Origin of the sequence: Pseudoalteromonas sp. T1lg76 (genome assembly GCF_002964725.1) — a bacterium.
Lineage (GTDB): Bacteria > Pseudomonadota > Gammaproteobacteria > Enterobacterales > Alteromonadaceae > Pseudoalteromonas.
In genome coordinates this window covers 19,532-35,551 of the sequence record NZ_PQCE01000029.1, presented here as the reverse complement: position 1 = coordinate 35,551, position 16,020 = coordinate 19,532, and the positions used below count along the sequence as shown (strand labels likewise).

Sequence of the window (16,020 nt, the reverse complement as noted above, 5' to 3'; positions counted from 1 at the left end):
GTTAACAAAGGAAAGCACAGATGACAGACATCTCCCTGGAAAATATCTACAACACAGCCATAGAAATGCTGATGCAATATGGCCCTAAATTCGTCCTCGCCATTGTTGTTCTTATCGTTGGTTGGTGGCTTATCGGCCGTGTTGCCACCATGTGTGAACGCTCCATGCACAAGGTTAAAGTGGAGGCTGGCCTAACACACTTTTTAGTCTCCTTTATTGGCGTGGTGCTTAAGGTACTGCTGCTTATCTCTGTGGCTTCTATGATAGGGGTAGAAACCACTTCCTTTATCGCCATGCTTGGTGCCGCAGGCCTGGCCGTGGGAATGGCGCTACAAGGCAGCCTGGCCAACTTTGCCGGTGGTGTGCTTATCCTCTTCTTTAAGCCTTTTAAGGTAGGTGATGTAATTGAAGCACAAGGTCATATGGGTAAGGTGGTAGAGATACAAATCTTTGTGACCGTACTGCTGACCTATGATAACCAAAGGATCATTATCCCTAATGGTGCGCTCTCTAACGGCACGGTGAAAAACCTGTTTGTTGAAGAAAACCGCCGTGTCGATATCGAGTTTGGGATCAGCTATGGCGACGACGTGCACAAGGCTCGTGAGGTACTGATGTCGGTGCTTAAAGACTATGACATGGTGCTGACAGATCCTGAGCCCCTGGTGCATGTGAGCCAGCACGGTGATAGCCATATTGGTATGCTGGTATGGGCCTGGGTCAAATCAGAAAATTATTGGCCGGTGTATTTTGGCCTATACGAGCGGGTGAAAATTGCCTTTGATGCCGCCGATATCACCATCCCCTTCCCGCAACGCGATGTGTATATCCACACCTTTCCAAAACAAACCCAGTAACTTGGTCAGCACATAAAAAACGGCGCCTTAGCGCCGTTTTTTAAACTCAAGAGAACAAACGCTCCAGCCAACTCTTGTCTAAATCGGCCTCGCAGCGCTTTAACTGAGCGCCGTAACGTCCGGCTCGCTGTTTCACCTTGTTGGCCACGCTTAGTAACCACTTTTTGTTATTGTGAGTGCCGCGCTTAAAGCCGCCCCAGCCTTCATGATAATTAAGGTATTGGGCATAGGCATCCCACTTAGATATGCCGTTAACCTGATGGGTTTTCCACACAAACCAGGCCATAAAGTCGATGGCATCGTCAAAGTCATCTCTGTCGGCACCGCCATTATCGGTTTCACGGGTATAGTCTTCCCAGGTCAGAGTTTTCGCCTGAGAATAACCATAGGCATCGCTGGCACGGCCTATGGGAATAAAACCAAGGAAGTATTCCATCGGTGGTGCGGCATCGTGTTTAAAGGAGCTTTCCTGATACATCATGGCCATCAGCACATGTTTCGGCGATCCCCACTTTTCCTGGGCATCCTTGGCATCAAAATACCAATCTTCCTTTTCTTCAAAAATCTTACAGATATCATCAGGTTGCTTTGGCGGTGCGGTGGCACAACCGGACAAATACAGAGTCAGCAGCAATAAAATCGAAATTTTTTTCATTTTTTTTGAACTAACTCCTTAGGGCCCAGTCTGAGTATATGAATGCAGCAGTTTAGCATTGTTTCATCCCTGTAGAATATTTTGCGCGGCTACCTTAGCCGCGCTTTTTTATTCCTGAAACTATTCCTTAAAATAGTCATCCAAAAAGGCTTCAAAGCTCAAAATATCAGCCGCTTCAATGTCTTTTTGCGCCTCCACCGACTGCTCGGCCTGTTGCTGCAAATAGGCCTTATCGAAGCTGTGATATTGCCACTTCTGATGTTGCTCCAGGTATTCCTTCGCAAGCTCCAAGGCAAATACGCCATTGTCCGTATTAGCGGCCAATAACTGTGCCATATAACGACCTGAGGTGGTTTTTTCAGGAGCATCTACCCAGGTTGCAAGCTCATTGACCGTTTCACGGTAATGACTCACACCATGGGCCGTATCCATATAATCGGCTACCTTAGCAAGCTCAGCAAAAATATCGCCGGCCCACTGGGTTAACGAGACCTCTTGAGCATTGCGAACTAGTATAAGCTCAGGGTTGCGGCCCTGATTGACTACCTGATCGAGGTTTTCCTGGGTTTGCGTTTGCTCTTCCCAGCTCATCTGTGGCGAGGCCTTAAGCAGGCAGTAGGTTAGAAATACATCGAGGAAATAAATTTGCTGTAAGTCGATACCGGTATCGGCAAAGGGATTCACATCCAAGGCACGGATCTCGATATATTCAATGCCACCACGTAACAGCGCTTCTGTTGGTTTTTCACCGGAGCGGGCATTACGTTTAGGGCGAATAGGCGAGTAAAACTCGTTTTCTATTTGTAAAATATTCTTGTTTAGCTGCTGCGGCACGGCTCCGTGATAATCTTCCAAGTCCTGATATAAATTTGAAGGCAGGCTGATCGCCTTTTTCAGGCCATCGACGTATTCCTCAAGGGAGTTATACATGACCTTTAAACTGGACTGGGCACTATTGGTATAACCTAGATCGCCTAAACGCAGCGCCGTACCATGCTCAAGATATAAAGAGCCCTTACCGAGCGATTTAAAGGGCAAGTCGGTTTTGCGCCCTTCCAGGAAAGAGCTACACAGGGCCGGCGAAGCGCCAAACAAATAACTGATCAGCCATAATTCGCGCTTAAAGTTACGAATAAGACCAAGGTAACCGTCGGAAATAAAAGACTGTAACTCACCGCTATCGCCGCTTTGGCTTTGCAGGCTGCGCCAGAAGCTCAGTGGAAATGAGATATTGAAGTGCACACCGGCAATGGCCTGCATCATACTGCCATAACGATTTTTAGGCCTTCGCGATACAGGGTTTTCATTCGCCCTATGTTGGAGCTGCCAAATTGCGCCAGGGGAATTTCATCCTGGTTCTGAATATAACAAGGCATACTCACGGGCCACAGCAACTCACCGTCGAGTTGTTCAAGGGTGAACTTTTGCAAGTCCCTTAGCTGCGCCAGTGTTTCTTTTGGGTCATCACTCACCGGGGTAATAAATTCTAATAAGGCTTCGGAGAAGTCGGTGGTGATCATTGAATTGGTCAGTGCGCAGCCGATGGCAACGGGATGCGGACGCGTCGACAAACCGCCCTGCTTATTCGTGCGCAATGCCTCGCGCTCGATACCACGTTGTATGCCTACTATCGCCGCCAATTCCGATGGCGCGGACAAAGCGCTAATTCGCTGCTGTAATTGTGTACAAGTCAAAAAGTTCTACCTCTGGAGCGTCAGCTCAATTGTGTTGTTATGGGGGGCATCGCTCATTACTCAAGACCAGGGCAATAAAATTACTTTCTCTTTGCTGCTATTTTGCTCAATTTGCTGATGCGCCACCCCTGCAGCACTTAAAGGCATACACCTGTGTGCTAACTTTAGCTTACCTTGGCAATACCAAGAATAAAGGCGCTGTAATTGCGAGGCATTTTTTACCACCAGCACACCCTTACCCTGGACCCTTTGCTCATGAGCCGCAGCGATAATTTGCGCCTGCGATAAGGTCGGCACAGTCACCATCACACTTTGTGCAGACAAGCCCTGTAAGCAGTGCATGCCCACTTCCATACCCACCACATCAAGCAAATAACGCTTGGCCGGTGTTTTAACAAAGTCATCATAACCGATTTGCTCAAAGCGCTCCGCTAACTCTTGGGGTAATGCACTGCGGGTGACAGCTATAACTCGATAACCCATATTGGCGGCTATTTGCAGCGCCAGCGAGCCGACGCTGCCATTGGCGCCATTAATATACAAGGGCTGGCTTTTCGGACACTCAAGCTTATTGATAGCTTGAAATGCGGTCAATCCAGCAAGACAGAGACCGGCCAACACGGGATCGGCATTCTCTTTATCGACTTTGATCAACTCGTTGTCGCGGGCTTTGGCATATTGTGCATAGGTACCTGGGTGAGCGGCAAATCCAACCATGCCCATAACCAGATCACCGCCTTGCAGGCCTGAAACCTGCTCGCCACACTCGACCACCTCACCGTAGAGGTCATAACCCAGAGCCAGGGGCAGATTATGTTTGTTTTGCTCTGCGGCAAAACCGATACCGGCACGGGTTTTTACATCGATAGGATTAATGGCTGCACTGAGTACCTTAACCAAGACCTCATCGGCTGCAACTGTGGGATAGGCCACTGAAATGGGTTTAAGTACACCAGGCTCACCAAAGGCCTGAATAGCCATGGCTTGATAGTCGCGTGTCATAAGCAACTCTGTTTGTTCGAATTATTGGCTCTATATTGACATTACCGTCGCGCTGAGACAATAAAAAAGGCGGCCAAAAAGAGGCCGCCTTGTTATGTCTTAGAAGATTAAATTTATTTACCGATAAAGGTAAAGCCATTCTCATCGGCATCGATGCGAATGGTATTGCCCGTTGTTAGCTCACCAGATAGCAGCTTCTGCGCCAGCGGGTTTTCAATGGCCTGCTGAATGGCACGCTTCAACGGGCGAGCGCCATACACAGGATCAAAACCACTTTGCGCCAGTTTAGCCAGAGCTTCATCGGTAACCTCCAGGCTAAAGCCCTTCTCAGCAAGACGTTCATACAGTTTCGCCAACTGAATATCGGCAATCTGTTTAATATGTTCGCTCGCCAATGGATGGAAGACCACGGTTTCATCAATACGGTTGATGAACTCGGGGCGGAACTGCTGCGCCAGCACCATCATTACCTTCTCTTTCATGGTGGCGTAGTCGTTTTTACTCGCTTCCTCTTGGATCACGTCCGAACCCAGGTTCGAAGTCATAATGATCACAGTGTTTTTAAAGTCCACGGTACGACCCTGACCGTCTGTTAAACGGCCATCATCGAGCACCTGAAGCAAAATATTGAACACATCCGGGTGTGCTTTTTCCACCTCATCAAGCAAGATCACCGAGTAGGGGCGACGACGTACGGCTTCCGTAAGGTAACCCCCTTCCTCGTAGCCGACATAACCAGGAGGCGCACCCACCAAGCGAGCAACGGAATGTTTTTCCATAAACTCGGACATATCGATACGTACCATGGCATCTTCGGTGTCAAACATAAGCTGAGCCAAGGCCTTGGTCAACTCGGTTTTACCCACACCCGTTGGCCCCAGGAATAAGAAGGAACCGATGGGGCGATTAGGGTCGGCCAGCCCGGCACGAGAACGACGAATGGCATTGGCCACCGCAGTCACCGCCTCATCCTGACCTATCACCCTTTGATGCAGCTCCTGCTCCATTTGCAAGAGCTTCTCGCGCTCGCCCTGGAGCATTTTTGCTACCGGGATACCGGTCCAGCGTGACAGAATCTCGGCGATTTCATCCTCGCCCACCTTGTTGCGCAACAGGCTCATGTCCTGCATTTCGGCTTGCGATGCCAGCTCCAGCTTGCGCTCAAGCTCAGGAATACGGCCATATTGGAGCTCAGACATGCGTTGCAGATCGCTGGCACGGCGCGCCACATCCAAATCCAAACGAGCCTGCTCTAGCTCCGCCTTGATCACTTGGGTGCCCTGCAAGGAGGCCTTTTCTGCACTCCAAACTTCGTCAAGCTCGGCATACTCGCCTTCGAGCTCCTTAATAAGCCCCTGCATTTCTTCACGGCGCTTTTGTGAGGCCTCGTCTTTTTCCTTCGCCAGTGCATTATCTTCCAGCTTCAGCTGAATAATACGGCGTTCAAGGCGGTCAAGCGGCTCCGGCTTAGAGTCGATTTGTAAACGAATGGACGAGCCTGCCTCATCGATAAGATCAATGGCCTTATCCGGTAACTGGCGGTCGCTAATGTAACGATGCGACAAATGCGCCGCCGCAACAATAGCCGGGTCGGTGATCTCCACCGAATGGTGCAGCTCGTAACGCTCTTTTAGGCCACGTAAAATGGCAATGGTGTCTTCAACGCTGGGCTCATCCACCAACACTTTTTGGAAGCGACGCTCAAGGGCGGCATCCTTTTCAATATATTGGCGGTACTCATCCAAGGTCGTAGCCCCAACACAGTGCAGTTCACCACGGGCCAAGGCCGGCTTAAGCATATTTCCCGCATCCATGGCGCCATCGGCTTTACCGGCACCGACCATGGTGTGTATCTCATCGATAAAGAGGATCACCTGCCCTTCTTCCTTGGCCAGCTCATTAAGCACCGACTTTAAGCGCTCTTCAAACTCACCACGGTATTTGGCACCGGCTACCAGGGCGCCCATGTCCAACGACAAGACTCGCTTGTTTTTAAGGCCCTCGGGCACCTCGCCATTAATAATACGCTGGGCCAAGCCCTCAACAATCGCGGTTTTACCCACGCCCGGCTCACCAATAAGCACAGGGTTATTCTTGGTACGACGCTGCAATACCTGCACGGTGCGGCGAATTTCTTCATCACGGCCAATCACAGGGTCGAGCTTGCCTTGCTCGGCGCGCTCGGTCAGATCTATGGTGAATTTTTCCAAGGCCTGACGGGTTTCCTCGGCATTAGGATCATCTACTTTTTGTCCGCCGCGCAGCGCTTCTATGGCGGTTTCTACCTTGCTGCTGTTAATGTTCAGCGCCTTGAAAATATCGCCTAAGGGGCCTTTATCGTCGCAGGCGGCAAGAACAAAAATTTCGCTGGAGATGTATTTGTCTTTGCGCTTTTGCGCGTATTTGTCGCACAGATTAAGCAAGGTCACCATGTTGTTCGACAACTGCACATCGCCACCCACACCTTCGACCTTAACAAGTTTTTCAATCGCTTGAGAGAGCTTGGTATTGAGTTCATCGGCACTAACGCCGGCTTGGGCTAATAAGGCACGCACGCTTGAGCCGCTTTGCTGCAGCAGCGCATACATAAGGTGGACGGGTTCAATAAATTGATGGTCGCGCCCCAGTGCCAAGGATTGAGCATCGGAAAGCGCTTGTTGGAATTTACTCGTAAATTTGTCTAAACGCATGTATCTGTTTCCACTAAATAGTTTGATTAGCTAATTAATGGGTGCGAGTTAGACAATGTTCAAGATGAACGAGCAAAAAATGGACGATTATTTGCGCCAGATCACACTTGCCATACGCCCAGTTTGACCATCGCGACGATAGGAGAAGTATTGCTCGGCCAATGAATAAGTGCATTGCTGCGCATCGGCAATAGCGGTCACACCAAGGCCTTGCAGCTTTTGTGTTGCCAGCAGGGGTAAATTGGCAAGAAACTTATCGCCATGTGGCTTAAAGGCAAGATCATGGGCACTATCAAGGGCAAGGAATTGTGCCTTGACCTCGGCGCCGACCTCAAATGCCAAGGGGCCAATTGCCGGTCCTAGCCACGCGGATATCTTAGCGGCTGGTGCATTAAATAAGGGGATAGCCTTTTCAATAATTCCCCCTTGCAGCGAGCGCCAACCGCAGTGCAAGGCGGCAATTTCTTCACCATCATCACTGGCAAGTAAAACCGGTAGGCAATCTGCTGTCATAATAGCAAGCGGTGTTTGTGCGCAGCGGGTGAATAATCCGTCTGCTTCGATATGGCTGGTATCGCTTTGATCACTAACAATATGGATATGTGTGCCGTGTACCTGCAGCACATAGTGCGCCGGTGCAGGCAGGCAAGCATTCAGCAAAGCGCGATTTTGGGCAACCAAGGCGTTATCATCACCGACATGGTAGCCGAGATTAAAACCTTGATATACCCCTTGGCTGACACCGCCCTGGCGAGTGGTTTGCAATGCTCCCACTTGTGCGGCTGCTAGAGCGGCCGCAGGCCAGGTTGGGGTAAAAACGCTGGAATTAATAGTCTGCGTGACCATTTAGCTGGGTATCCAGACGCAAGGCTTCGGTCAGGGCAACCATATCCTCGGGCACTGGCACCTGCCAACGCATTTGCTCACCTGTGATCGGGTGTGCAAGCTGCAACTTAATGGCATGCAGAGCCTGGCGCTTAAAGCCACGCAATACGCTGATAAATTCCTCACTGGCATTTTTCGGCGGACGCGGTCGACCACCATAGAAGGGGTCACCTACCAAGGGGTGGCTAATATGTGCCATATGCACACGGATTTGGTGCGTACGTCCAGACTCCAAACGCAGACGCAGGCGCGTATGAGCACGGAACTTCTCGGCAACACGGTAATGAGTTACCGCCGGCTTACCAAACTCGGTTACCGCCATATGGGTACGCTTAGTCGCGTGACGACCAATAGGTGCATCCACCATGCCACCAGCCGTCATGGTGCCATAACAAATGGCCTCATATTCACGAGTAAAGTTATCACGCTTTTGCAGCGCCGCAACCAGATGCGTTTGTGCCGGTATGGTTTTGGCTATCACCATTAGACCCGTGGTATCTTTATCCAGTCGGTGCACGATGCCGGCACGCGGCACATTTTCGATTTCCGGGCAGTGATGCAACAAGGCATTAAGCACTGTGCCATCTGGGTTACCTGCACCTGGATGCACAACCAGACCCGCAGGCTTGTTGATCACTAAAATATCATCGTCTTCGTAAACGATATTCAAATCGATATCTTGTGCTTCATACTCGCGCGGTGCTTCCAGCTGGGCTTCGATGTTAACCTGTTCTCCCCCCAACAATTTTTCACGTGGGGTGTTTACCACCAGGCCGTTAACATGCACCATGTCATCGAGAATCCAAGTTTTAATGCGCGAGCGAGAATAATCCGGGAACAATTGCGCTAAAATCTGGTCTAGACGTTTACCGCCCAGCTCTACGGGAACCTCTGCACTGAGGGAAATTTGTTCTGCCATAAGCAAGTTTTACCTAATTTACCAGTGCAAGGTCTGCTTGACTGGGTTAGAATCGCATAATTCGCATAGTTTACTCGGTTTTACCTACTTGGCCTAGCCAAAGACAACGAAGGTACCTAATTAATGATAAATAAAATAAGTAAACGGGCATTAGCAGTCGTATTCACGGCCTCCTTACTTAGCGCATGTTCATCGGCACCAGAGCAAGAAGAAATAGAACGCGTGCCTAATAAATCGGCGCAGGCGCTCTATGAAGACGCACGCCAAACGCTAGATTCGGGCCTTTACGCCCGTGCGATAGAATTACTTTCCGCTATTGATGCTCGCTATCCTTTCGGTCCATTTTCTAAACAAGTACAGATGGACTTGGTCTACGCTCACTATCAAACTGGCAATACCGAGCAGGCCCTGGCTACCATCGACCGTTTTATTCGCTTAAACCCCAACCATAAAGACTTGGACTACATGTATTACATGCGGGGCTTGGTGAATATCAAGGCGGATGAAAATGCATTTCAGGAATACTTTGGTGTTGACCGCGCCGACCGCGATGCCCAGCGCACTCGCGTCGCCTTTAGTGATTTCTCAACTCTGATCAATAATTACCCTGAGAGTAAATATGCTCCCGAGGCCAAACGTCGCTTGGTATGGCTGCTAAATAAAATGGCTCGTAATGAGTTAAAGGTAGCGAATTATTACTATGAGCGTGAGGCTTATTTGGCGGCCGCCAACCGTGGTAAATATGTGGTAGAGCATTTCTCGCAAAGCAGCTATTTAATCCCGGCGCTGGAAATGATGGTGAAGAGCTATGAAAAGCTTGGCCTTGATGACGTGGCTGCGCACACCAGACAAACGCTGGAATTAAACAAGGATAAACGTTAAGTCGTTATACAGCTTAACCAAGATACTAAAAATCCGATGCTCAACACATCGGATTTTTTTATAGCTTGAATATCAATTTTACTAGTGTAATTGATATTAGATGGCTTGTTCGTCTTCTTCTTGTGTACGGATACGTACTACACGCTCGACATCGGTCACAAAAATTTTACCGTCACCAATTTTGCCCGTTTGTGCCGTGCTTACTATGACTTCAATGGCACGATCGACATCTTCATCGGCAAGGACAATATCAAGCTTCACTTTAGGCAGAAAGTCGACCATATACTCGGCGCCACGATAAAGCTCAGTATGTCCCTTTTGGCGGCCAAAGCCTTTCACTTCGCATACCGTCATACCCGTGATACCCACCTCAGATAAGGCTTCTCGTACGTCGTCCAATTTAAATGGCTTGATGATGGCTTCTACTTTTTTCATATTTTCGTTCTTGCGCTGGCAGATGAGCCGATTTTAGTCAATTGTTGACGGCGACGCAAACATCAAAGGGGGTGACTAATGCGTTAATAGTGTTAAAATTAATATAATTACGCCAACAGGACGATGTAATGAAAAATCATCACTTTACAAAGCAACGCGGTTTTACCCTAATTGAACTGATGGTCACAATCGCCATTGGTGCCATCTTATTGGGCATGGCTTTATTCAGCACTACACAAATGACGAATAAAGAAAAAGCCAATAATTTTGCCATGGAATTTAAGCGTCAGGTTAAGTTCGCCCGCGCTAAAGCCATGACGACCGGCGACCCAGTGATCATGTGCGCCATGGCCAATCCGGGAGAAAATGGCTCTTGTGCGACAGACTGGACAACGGGCACCATCATCATGTTTTCTGATATAGACAACAGCGGCAGTTTTGAAAAAGACAATGATATTTTACTGCGCTCATTGTCTTCTCTTGTTTCTAATAGCAAGTTAAAAGCTTCTTCTACAACAATTAGGTTTAATGAAAAAGGTCAAGTGAGTGCAACACAAAGCTTTATTTATTGCCCAACCAGCGACAATAAATACAATGTTGAGCTTCAAGTAATGCCTGCTGGCACCATTCGCGACCTAGGCAAAACCACCAGTACTTGCGATTCCTAACAAGGCAGCTAACCTTATAGCTAAAGGATTAGATATGGGCTTCAAGGATGAAAGCACAATCTCTGGTTTATTCACATCATGCTGCCTTAGGTATGACGCTGGTAGAATTAATGGTTGCTATCTCAATAGCCGCTATTCTTATCAGCATCGCTCTGTTTAGCTTCGGTGACCTACAACTTACTAATCGCCGCACTAACTATATGCAAACCCTACACCGCAATGTAATGTCGGCCCGCGCCTACGCCATCTACCATAATCAGTTTGTAAGAATCTGCCCGCAAATAGCACAGCAATGCACAGATTCTTGGCAAAACGACATAATGATTTTTGTTGACGAAAATCAAGACCGCCAGCGCAATGCTAACGAACATATCCTGCGTGTTATCTCCCCTCCTCGTTCAGGCGACCGCATCAACTATTCGCGAACAGGTTTAAGCTTTAAGCCCACTGGAATGTTACTGGGATTTAATAACGGCAGCTTTATCTATTGCTCGGCAGAGCCCAAATTAAATCAACCCGCACTGCGTATTACCGTGAGTCTAGTCGGCCGAATTCGCTTACTTGAGGATAGCGACAAATGTAATTAGGAACGCTGCAAGAGTATGATTTGGTTACCGCCCGACTCACGTGTTTTTTTGGAGGTTCACCTCGAACAACAGGCACCTTGTAAATGCCGTGCTGCATCACTACGTTCACGTGTACGGGCTCACTTATACTGGGAAGGGTCTCTATATCAATCTCGGCTCAATTGATACTTAAACGAAACGATAGAGTAAAGCCAAAGCACATATAACTCCCAAAACTACGTTATAAGCCAAATAAAAATGCCAGCAAAGCTGGCATTTTCTAAAGCGTGAAACTAGGTTCGTTGATACTAACGCAACTTCAGCTTATCCAATTTACGTGCGTTAGTATCGGAAAACTCTTCACTACGTAAAACGCACTGCTGAATTTCTGCTACCCGTTGTAGCTTCTTGCCTGGGTATTTATGCCCTTCTGCAATAGCCGCATTAGCCGCCTGCGCCTTACTTTTTTGCTTTATCTCCACATCGATAACTGCAAAGGTATTGTCTTCTAACAAGGCATAGCACTTATAACCATTAAGCGATTTAGCGTAAACGCTTGATGACAAAGCAACCAAGGCACCCGCTAACATTAATTTTGATAAAATTTTCATAACTTACCTCTTCCAGCAAGTATCGGTGTTGGCGCTTGGAGTTGCGCCCTTAACGCCAACCTCGTTTATGGTGAATGTTGTACACTTGGTATCATTTGACGCTACTCCCCCCGCTGGAGTAGCTGTTATTACGAAACTTTGCCCATCTACGGTGGCAGATAAGGCATATAAGCCTGACTCGGTTTTAGTATTTAAGCCCAATTTACTTATGTCCGTGGTGTACTCGCGGTTATCAGCAAAGTATTGCTCCTGCTTACTGGCGGCATCAAGCACTGCGCTCATAGCTTCCGAGCGGGCACTACTGATAATAAAACTCTGATAACTAGGATAAGCAACTGCCGCCAAGATCCCAACTATCGCCACCGCTATCATCAATTCAATTAAGGTAAATCCGTTACTTTTTTTCATTAGTTATTGTCCTCAAGGCGGTAAATATAGTTCTGTATTGTCCTAAACCCTGGCTGCGAGGTCTTCCTAGGATCATTTTCATCAACGCCAACTAGTTCTAACAACTTACCATGCTCTGGTGTATCCTCTGCAGACTCATCGTCAGTACCACAGTTCAAGCAATAAAACTCTTCTTCTACTATAAAAGTAGGTGGTGGTGGGACCTTATCACCTAGCTCTAGGGAGTGACCGAAATCATACACACTCGAGCCATAATGCAAATTGAATGCATATAAACGCCCCATACCTCCGGCTAGCACACAATTCGCGATATCATTTTCTTCTCTAGGTGTGAAAGAAGTGAAGTAAGCAACACCAAATAAGACTGTTGGCTTAGCAAGTGACTTTTCAGTTGCATTTAATGCGTAGTACCAGCCCTTGTATCGACCCATTTCTTTTTCAAGCTCTACAAATGCATCGGTATCAGGTTCAACCTGCTCAAAGGGTGCATCCGAAATATCCATTAAATCCAAGACTGTTAACGTCGTAGGCACATTATCTAAAGCCTCTGTAAAAGACTCTGTTATGGTATTCATATCACGCAACATATATAGATAGTTACTTTCCGTTGTTTCCAGAGGGTGAGAACGATTGCCACTACCTACCAACACGGCCTCGTAAGGACGCTCCTGCCTAGTAATATATTCCTTATTATTAATTGTGGTGGTTTTTACTTCCGTATAGTAAGTACGAGCCACAGAAGGGCCATAAAAGAAGCGACGTTGCTCCGATGGTATTTCTGAATTACTTAACGCGGCGAAATGGAACACAGACCAGGTGCTCTTATCGCTACTAGGCATATCAAAGCGCCACACATTGCCGCCTGTATCGCTGGCATACATACGGTCGGTATAACCATCGTAATCGCTGTCTAGCATGGCGACTTCACCCACTATGCCATGCTGGCCAGGGAAAGCGACCCCATCATTAGAGCCATCATTAGCAAACTTGCCAACCAAACTACCATCACGGGCTTTAACCATGTAAATACCACGGCCAACAGTATCTGCTCCGAAACCAGTGTCTTTGTTTGTGTCATAACCAGCACCAAAAACTAAGATCGGCTCATCATTACCACTAGCATCCTTCTGGCCTTTAAGGTATGTAAGTACAGGCCGCGACCAGGTTTGACCGAGCTGACTCATGCCTGGGGTAGTGTTATCCAAAGTCCACATAAGCCTTGGCGAATTACTAGTAGAAATATCCAAAGCATAATATGACATTCCGCCACGTCGCATGCCGATAATTACCCATACAGTATCTAAGCCATCATCAACAATACCGTTATTATTGATGTCGTTAAAATACACTGTGGCGGTGCCATCCATGCCATAGACTTTCTCGCCCTCGGTGTTATTACGTAACGTTGTTAAATTACTTAGTAGCTCGTGTGGAATAAAGCTCCATTGCTCAGTCAAGGTGTTATTTTTATCCGAGAACAAGTGCAAAAAGCCAGCATTTGTACCCATGATAATTTTAATTTCACCGTCAGGATAAGTCAGTGCAACCGGACGCGAATGTAAGGGGTCACCCATAATATCCTGCCGTATATCATTGGTTTGACCATCAGCATCCTCATCATCAACGTCTGTACCGCGAGCCCATTCTATCAACTCTTCGCCTAAGGTTGGGGTTGCCAGTAAGTCATCTAGGCTTAAACCCAAGCCCTGCGCTATCTTATCCGCGGTACCATAAAAACTAGCCACATTTAAAGCCGTTAGCTCATCAAGCGATTTTCCTTCGCCAATATTGGAATATACTTTACGAGCACTCGCGTTTGTCTGCGATAGTACATAGTTGGCACCACCGGCACGCACCTCACCACCATCGGGGGCTGCACTCCAAAACGTGGTGACAATGTCATTACCCGATTTAATATTACCTTCTCCATCGAGCGCCAAAACTCCATGTTGGTCTACAACTCGACCGCCTGAGACTTTTAACTTTTTCAAGTTACCGCCCCAACGCGCACCTTCTGTAGGTAAAAACATAGCGTAATAAACAGAGTCAGAGGTTTGCGTACGGTCAAAGTTATTACTGGCAACCGATGGCGCCGTAAATGAACTCGATTCCGAGAGAATATCACCGACTGACTTTTGAAGAGCTAACTGTAATTCCTCACTGCTGTTAGCTGAATAATACTCGCCACCTCCCTCGTGTGCGGCTTTCTTAAGTATTGCCTCCGGTGCCCCACCGCCAAAACCAATTGTGTATAAGGTAGCGGTTTGGTTACCTGGAATATTCTGATTGATATCTTGCTTATTCATATAGTGGGCAAGCGCAGGTAAATAGCTTGAAATTACCCTCGACTCTTCACCTTCTTCGCCCTCAACTACCTCGGTAGCAATCAAATCTTCTATTTTGGGTTTAACAGCAGGAGTGCCCTTAACTTGTTCAACAACGTAATTATCAAAAAGGGCACCTATTGATAAATCAGCCGCGTTATCTATGGTAGGCGCACCATCGGTAATATAAATAATGCTGATATCTTCCGAGCAACCACCCCGGTTGGCATACGGAGCTTGATACGTAACGCCCTCTCCGCCTATTGTGGTAGAGGTGTCAAATGGAGGGTTATTCCCTTGATAGCCAAAGTTAGCACAGTTTGCCTGGTCAGAACTCTTGTCATTGCAGTTGCTGTCGTCATCACCAAACAGTACGTTATTACCAGCAAAATAGTTGTAAGCTTCAAACAGAGTCTCACACAGAGGTGTATTCGTTTGACCTTCGATGGAGGCTATTATGTCTACGATATTTTCATCATCACCAAACCCCGCAACAATTCGCCCGCCATCCCGATCGTTTTCTTTTGGATAGTTCAGGTTATACAGCATGAGTGCAAACTCAGCATCAGGCGTTGTACCGAGGGTGGTTCTTATTGTTTCTTTGGCAACCTCAATCTTGTCTACCTCGTCTTTAGTTTGATTTTCTTTCTGTATATACCAACGAACATAGTTGGATGAATAAAGGGTAACCACATTGGCTTGCTCAAACAGCCCCTCCATATAGGAGCGATACTCACTTGAGTACTCAGCATCTGGATTAGCCCCGCTGTAGCCAAAGAATGGGTTATGACCATTATAATTCTTATCTGACGGGAAGCCTTTAAGCCCATCATAATTTGCAGAACTATAACCCTCGACTTGTAAATATTGGTCAATGGCAACTTTCGTTGTTACAGACGGCACAAAAGCATTGTCACCATCGTTATTACGAAAGTCAGCTAAACAATCAATGGGGTTTTTCATCTCACCGCCATTGTTATTAATCAGGTTAATCCAGCCACCGTTATTTTTTCCTGAAAATTCAAGTATTTTCCCAGTATAATATCCATATTTAGCCAGCGCTTCTTTCGCTGCATCACAACCATTCAGCAGCCTACTAAATCGCTTCGCATCGGAGCGGTTTTCAAGATCACTCAGAACTATATCGTCTAGAGGAACACCAATAGAATAAAAGATATACTCATCCTTAAAACCGCTGTCAGAACTTACACTTTCGTAAAGCTCATCTTTAACGTACGGAGGGGGGGCATTAACCTTTTCGTTCATACTGCCAGAGTTATCGACGATTATCAGTACCTTGGCCTTGGCCCCTGTGGCGCCCATATTACCCACGTATACTTCTATATCCTCGGCATGTATTGCTGCCGGCGCAGAAAGTGCGCACAACAAAGCTAATTTTTTAAAAACTTTCATGTCGTTCACCT

The 16,020-nt window shown here is 47.4% G+C and carries 13 protein-coding genes and 1 pseudogene; 4 read left to right on the top strand and 10 right to left on the bottom strand.

The window, feature by feature from the left end:
* Positions 1–20: 20 nt before the first annotated feature.
* On the top strand, positions 21–857 hold the full coding sequence (locus C2M35_RS10890) for a mechanosensitive ion channel family protein (RefSeq protein ID WP_105213052.1): 837 nt from the start codon (positions 21–23) through the stop codon (positions 855–857).
* A gap of 46 nt (positions 858–903) precedes the next feature.
* Here C2M35_RS10890 and C2M35_RS10885 read toward each other — a convergent pair whose 3' ends face one another.
* The 6 genes and pseudogenes from C2M35_RS10885 to rluD form a co-directional block, all read right to left on the bottom strand.
* Positions 904–1,512 carry a transglycosylase SLT domain-containing protein gene (locus C2M35_RS10885; RefSeq protein WP_105200991.1) on the bottom strand — a complete coding sequence of 203 codons (609 nt, stop codon included), beginning with the start codon at positions 1,510–1,512 and terminating at the stop codon, positions 904–906.
* Between the two features lie 120 nt (positions 1,513–1,632).
* Positions 1,633–3,206, bottom strand: a pseudogene (gene gshA / locus C2M35_RS10880) (glutamate--cysteine ligase).
* A gap of 60 nt (positions 3,207–3,266) precedes the next feature.
* On the bottom strand, positions 3,267–4,208 hold the full coding sequence (locus tag C2M35_RS10875; protein WP_105265322.1) for an NADP-dependent oxidoreductase: 942 nt from the start codon (positions 4,206–4,208) through the stop codon (positions 3,267–3,269).
* A gap of 113 nt (positions 4,209–4,321) precedes the next feature.
* A complete protein-coding gene (gene clpB / locus C2M35_RS10870) occupies positions 4,322–6,898 on the bottom strand; it encodes an ATP-dependent chaperone ClpB (RefSeq protein WP_105265321.1) in 2,577 nt (858 codons plus the stop codon).
* Between the two features lie 87 nt (positions 6,899–6,985).
* Positions 6,986–7,672, bottom strand: a complete 687-nt coding sequence (pgeF, locus tag C2M35_RS10865) for a peptidoglycan editing factor PgeF (RefSeq protein WP_325034840.1) — start codon at positions 7,670–7,672, stop codon at positions 6,986–6,988.
* Positions 7,673–7,724: 52 nt separating this feature from the next.
* The gene (rluD, locus tag C2M35_RS10860; protein WP_105265319.1) at positions 7,725–8,702 is read right to left on the bottom strand and encodes a 23S rRNA pseudouridine(1911/1915/1917) synthase RluD; all 978 of its coding nucleotides are present in this window, start codon (positions 8,700–8,702) and stop codon (positions 7,725–7,727) included.
* Between the two features lie 123 nt (positions 8,703–8,825).
* Between rluD and C2M35_RS10855 the strand changes: the two genes are divergently transcribed.
* A complete protein-coding gene (locus C2M35_RS10855) occupies positions 8,826–9,584 on the top strand; it encodes an outer membrane protein assembly factor BamD (RefSeq protein ID WP_105200986.1) in 759 nt (252 codons plus the stop codon).
* Positions 9,585–9,680: 96 nt separating this feature from the next.
* Here the strand turns inward: C2M35_RS10855 and glnB are convergent, their stop codons facing one another.
* Complete coding sequence (gene glnB, locus C2M35_RS10850) at positions 9,681–10,019, bottom strand: nitrogen regulatory protein P-II (protein ID WP_105190133.1); 339 nt, start codon at positions 10,017–10,019, stop codon at positions 9,681–9,683.
* A gap of 128 nt (positions 10,020–10,147) precedes the next feature.
* Between glnB and C2M35_RS10845 the strand changes: the two genes are divergently transcribed.
* A complete protein-coding gene (locus C2M35_RS10845) occupies positions 10,148–10,687 on the top strand; it encodes a GspH/FimT family pseudopilin (protein WP_105258946.1) in 540 nt (179 codons plus the stop codon).
* Positions 10,688–10,734: 47 nt separating this feature from the next.
* The gene (locus C2M35_RS10840; protein ID WP_105265318.1) at positions 10,735–11,274 is read left to right on the top strand and encodes a GspH/FimT family protein; all 540 of its coding nucleotides are present in this window, start codon (positions 10,735–10,737) and stop codon (positions 11,272–11,274) included.
* 287 nt (positions 11,275–11,561) lie between these two features.
* On the opposite strand, the gene C2M35_RS10835 is transcribed toward C2M35_RS10840, so the two are convergent.
* Genes C2M35_RS10835 through C2M35_RS10825 form a run of 3 tightly spaced genes read right to left on the bottom strand, consistent with a single transcriptional unit; the run spans position 11,562 to position 16,009 of the window.
* A complete protein-coding gene (locus tag C2M35_RS10835; protein ID WP_105213057.1) occupies positions 11,562–11,864 on the bottom strand; it encodes a hypothetical protein in 303 nt (100 codons plus the stop codon).
* Between the two features lie 3 nt (positions 11,865–11,867).
* Positions 11,868–12,272: a type IV pilin protein gene (locus C2M35_RS10830; RefSeq protein WP_105265317.1), complete on the bottom strand. Its 405-nt coding sequence runs from the start codon at positions 12,270–12,272 to the stop codon at positions 11,868–11,870.
* Positions 12,272–16,009, bottom strand: coding sequence for a pilus assembly protein (locus C2M35_RS10825; protein ID WP_105265316.1), 3,738 nt, complete (start codon positions 16,007–16,009; stop codon positions 12,272–12,274). The genes C2M35_RS10830 and C2M35_RS10825 overlap by 1 nt, the downstream gene beginning before the upstream one ends.
* Positions 16,010–16,020 lie beyond the last annotated feature (11 nt).